This window comes from Nostoc sp. CALU 546 (assembly GCF_048836525.1).
Genome location: NZ_JAWJTF010000167.1, coordinates 1 through 4,115, shown reverse-complemented (window position 1 = coordinate 4,115; position 4,115 = coordinate 1). Strand labels below are relative to the sequence as shown.

3 protein-coding genes are annotated in these 4,115 nt (G+C 41.3%); 2 read left to right on the top strand and 1 reads right to left on the bottom strand.

Translation table 11 applies throughout. The features are described 5' to 3' along the window. Positions 1-383: 383 nt before the first annotated feature. On the bottom strand, positions 384-878 hold the full coding sequence (msrB, locus tag RRG12_RS40410) for a peptide-methionine (R)-S-oxide reductase MsrB (protein WP_069072536.1): 495 nt from the start codon (positions 876-878) through the stop codon (positions 384-386). A gap of 375 nt (positions 879-1,253) precedes the next feature. Here msrB and RRG12_RS40405 point away from each other — a divergent pair, with 375 nt between their 5' ends. Both RRG12_RS40405 and RRG12_RS40400 read left to right on the top strand, forming a co-directional pair. After that, positions 1,254-2,567: an FAD-binding oxidoreductase gene (locus RRG12_RS40405; RefSeq protein WP_420763074.1), complete on the top strand. Its 1,314-nt coding sequence runs from the start codon at positions 1,254-1,256 to the stop codon at positions 2,565-2,567. A gap of 54 nt (positions 2,568-2,621) precedes the next feature. Continuing rightward, the gene (locus RRG12_RS40400; protein WP_420763073.1) at positions 2,622-3,977 is read left to right on the top strand and encodes a (Fe-S)-binding protein; all 1,356 of its coding nucleotides are present in this window, start codon (positions 2,622-2,624) and stop codon (positions 3,975-3,977) included. Positions 3,978-4,115: the final 138 nt, after the last annotated feature.

Here is a 4,115-nt window from a genome sequence, read left to right as displayed (position 1 = left end):
ATACTAGTAAATTAATAGGGTAGCACAGCTAGCTGTGCTACCCTACTCGTGAATTGTGGTTGAAATAGATGAAAAGGCTTTAAGAAGAAAATCAAACAACACCGTATGATGGTAGTCGGTAGCATTTATGTCTGATACTTTCTTTTTTGCCTTAAAAGAATATCAGGTAAGCCACTTCCTGATTCCGTAACGGTAGAATGTGGAAGCTTTCACTGATTAACCTAGCTGGAGAACACTTATGTCGAAGGAAAGAAAAAGCAATAAAGAAGTTAAAAAACCTAAAAAAGATCCCAAAGACAAAAAAGAGAAACCAGACACAAACAAATAGGACAATTTAGGTTAGTAGGTGTGATGTCTACGAGAGACTACACCTACGCAACTTATCAAGCAGGAGTAAATTTCAGCGAAACACCGTTCATACAGTAGCGCTTACCAGTGGGTGCAGGGCCATCATCAAAAACATGGCCCAGATGACCACCACAACGACTACAATGCACTTCAGTTCTGGTCATAAACAACGATCTATCTACAGTAGTAGCGATCGCACCTTCAATCGGGTTAAAAAAGCTGGGCCAGCCAGTACCACTATTAAATTTGGTATCAGACGTAAACAGTGGTTGTTCACACGCAGCACAATAATAAGTGCCATTGTCGTATTCCTTATCCAATGGGCTGGTGTGAGCGCGTTCAGTGCCATGTTTACGCAATACACGAAACTGTTCTGGCGTTAAAATCGTCCGCCACTCTTCTTCAGGTTTAGTAATTTCAAATCCACTCTTAGAAGTTGTCATCGCTTCTGACCCCCAATTGATATACCTTGATAACAATGCCGTGCCGACTATTACTGCACTAGCCTGTAAAAAATACCGTTTGTCCATATATCTATTATTTTCTATTTTCCGGTTCACTGGCCAATCAACTCCAGTACGGAATTCCCTACATGAATGAATATAATTAGCGATCGCCCTGAATTAGCCCTGATAAACTCATTAAAATTAGCTAAGAAACAACAAGATATTGCTCAACAGAATTTATCGAACAGAATTCAGGAGTCAGAATTCAGAATTCAGAATGGGCTTCTGAATTCTTCTTCAATCTTTTTAGATGATTGAGCGATCGCTTGAAAAAGAACCCTGCTTTTATTTGGTTAGTAGCGATCGCTTCCCTCAATCGGAGCCACTGTGTAATGGTAATACGCTTTTTTGGTCAGGTTAGCCAGTAAATTAGAAGTAGGGCGTAAAAAAATAAACTCAATGAAAGCGATGTCTAACGACAGGCCGCAAGGCGTCTGCGCTTCTGAACTTGCATCTATCGTCGGTGAAGAAAATGCTATTTGCCTTTGGGAAAATATCGAACTCAGTCAGCAAAAACGTATTCAACAGGCTATAGCTTCTGGAAAGCTTCCCAGTTGTATCGTCTATCCCCGCAGCCAAGAACAGCTAGCCGCAGTCATTACCGCTGCTTACACAAACAACTGGCGCATTCTTCCCTGTGGTAGTGGCAGTAAACTTAACTGGGGTGGTTTAGCTAAGGGCATTGATGTTGTAGTTAGTACAGAACGCATCAACCAACTGATTGAACACGCAGTTGGCGATCTAACTGTCACCGTAGAAGCTGGGATGAAGTTCTCCGATTTGCAAGCACTTTTGGCAAAATCGCGGCAATTTCTTGCCCTTGACCCCACAGCACCAGAGTCGGCAACTATTGGCGGTATTGTCGCCACAGGTGATACAGGTTCTCTGCGGCAACGTTATGGTAGTGTGCGCGACCAGTTACTAGGTATTACCTTTGTGCGTGCTGATGGAGAAATCGCCAAAGCTGGGGGAAGAGTAGTCAAAAATGTTGCCGGATATGACTTGATGAAGTTGCTTACAGGGTCTTATGGCACATTAGGCTTTATTAGTCAACTAACTTTTCGTCTGTATCCGCTAGCAGAAGCATCGGGAACAGTAGTACTGACTGGTAGTGCAGAGGCTATATCCCAAGCGGCTGATATCCTTCGAGGTTCGGCGTTAACACCAGTTCAAGCCGATTTGTTATCAACTAAATTGGTATCTAGTTTAGGTTTGGGTCAAGGATTGGGATTAATTGCCCGCTTTCAAAGTATTAGTGAGAGTGTTAAAGAACAGTCAAACCGAGTTTTGGAAGTAGGGCAAAAGTTAGGTTTAAATGGGGCAATTTTTGCAGATGATGATGAAGCTAATCTATGGCAAAGATTGCGAGAACGAATACATACTACTGCTACAGAATCTCTAATTACCTGCAAAATAGGAGTGTTACCTACTGCTGCTGTAGAGATTTTGAATCAAGTGGAGTTAGGTTTAATTCATATCAGTAGTGGTTTAGGTTTGTTACAATTAGAGAGTAAAAATCAAGTTTTGAAAATCCGAGATCGCACTCAAGCGAATAGTAGTTTTTTAACAATTTTGTCAGCACCAATGGCGGTTAAAGAACAAATAGATGTCTGGGGTTATACGGGAAATGCTTTGCCGTTGATGCGCCGTATTAAGGAACAGTTTGATAGTAAGAATATTTTAAGTCCTGGTCGGTTTGTAGGTGGTATTTAAGAAACAAACCGCAGAGACGCTGAGGACGCTGAAATAGAGAGGGGAAAAATAGTTATGCAAGTTTCAGAAAATTCTGTTAATAATACGGCTAGTTTAAAGAATTTGAAGGGCTTTGATGAAACTCATCCGCCTGACCCGAAGTTAATTGATAGTTGTGTACATTGTGGGTTTTGTTTATCTACTTGTCCCAGTTATCGGGTGCTTGGGAAGGAGATGGATTCACCTAGAGGACGCATCTATTTAATGGATGCAATTAATGAGGGTGAAATTGCTCTCAATACGGCAACAGTAGAACATTTTGATTCTTGTTTGGGCTGTCTTGCTTGTGTAAGTACTTGTCCGTCTGGTGTGCAGTATGATAAGTTGATTTCTGCAACTCGTCACCAAGTTGAACGAAATTATCCCCGCAGTTTGCCAGATCAATTTTTTCGTCAACTGATATTTTCTTTGTTTCCCTATCCCAACCTTTTACGGGTTTTACTAGTTCCGTTATTGGTTTATCAAAAGTTGGGGTTTGCTAAGTTTTTTCGCGCTACAGGTTTACTCAATAAAATATCGCCCCGTTTGGCAGCAATGGAATCAATTCTGCCAGAAATTACTCTCAAATCTTTTCAAGATAATTTGCCTAATGTAATTCCTGCTCAAGGTGAGAAGCGTTACAGAGTCGGGGTAATTTTGGGTTGCGTGCAGCGGCTATTTTTCTCCCCCGTGAATGAAGCAACGGTACGAGTTTTAACAGCGAATGGTTGTGAAGTAGTGATTCCCAAATCTCAAGGTTGTTGTGCGGCCCTTCCCGAACACCAAGGACAAACAGAACAGGCGAAAGCTTTAGCAAAGCAGATGATTGATAGTTTTGCTGACACTAATGTAGATTTCGTAATTATCAATGCTGCTGGTTGTGGTCATACTTTAAAAGAATATGGTCACATTTTAGAAGATGACCCAGAATATCGAGAAAAGGCAAAAGATTTTGCCGCGAAAGTTAAAGATGCTCAAGAGTTTTTGGCAACTGTTGGGTTAACAGCAAAACTTTCACCACTGACTGATCAACCCTTGAATTTAGTTTATCAAGATGCTTGTCATTTATTGCATGGTCAAAAGATTAGCGTCCAACCGCGTCAAATATTGCGGCAAATTCCAGGGGTGAAGTTGAGAGAACCAATAGATGCAGCTTTATGTTGTGGCAGTGCCGGAGTCTATAATATGCTGCAACCAGAAGTTTCTGAAGAATTGGGTCAGCAAAAAGTACAGAATTTGTTGAATACTGGTGCTGAGTTAATTGCTTCTGCTAATCCGGGGTGTACTTTGCAGATTACTAAGCATTTGCAGTTGCAAGGTAAGAAGATTTCAGTTATTCACCCGATGGAGTTGTTGGATTATTCGATTCGGGGTGAAAAGTTGAAATTGTAGATATTTCTTTCTTGTAGGATAGGCATCTTGCCATTGGTGTCAAGTTAAGCTCAAACGCTTATCCCACAGGGATTTTACCCCACCCTAACCCTCTTTCAAGGGTAGGTATTTAAAAATCAGGCAGTAGAGATGGTGCAG

What these genes read in the sequence shown, in the direction of transcription:
- msrB (WP_069072536.1), bottom strand. Translation starts at nt 878, where the DNA reads ATGGACAAACGGTATTTTTTACAGGCTAGTGCAGTAATAGTCGGCACG.
- RRG12_RS40400 (WP_420763073.1), top strand. Translation starts at nt 2,622, where the DNA reads ATGCAAGTTTCAGAAAATTCTGTTAATAATACGGCTAGTTTAAAGAAT.
- RRG12_RS40405 (WP_420763074.1), top strand. Translation starts at nt 1,254, where the DNA reads ATGAAAGCGATGTCTAACGACAGGCCGCAAGGCGTCTGCGCTTCTGAA.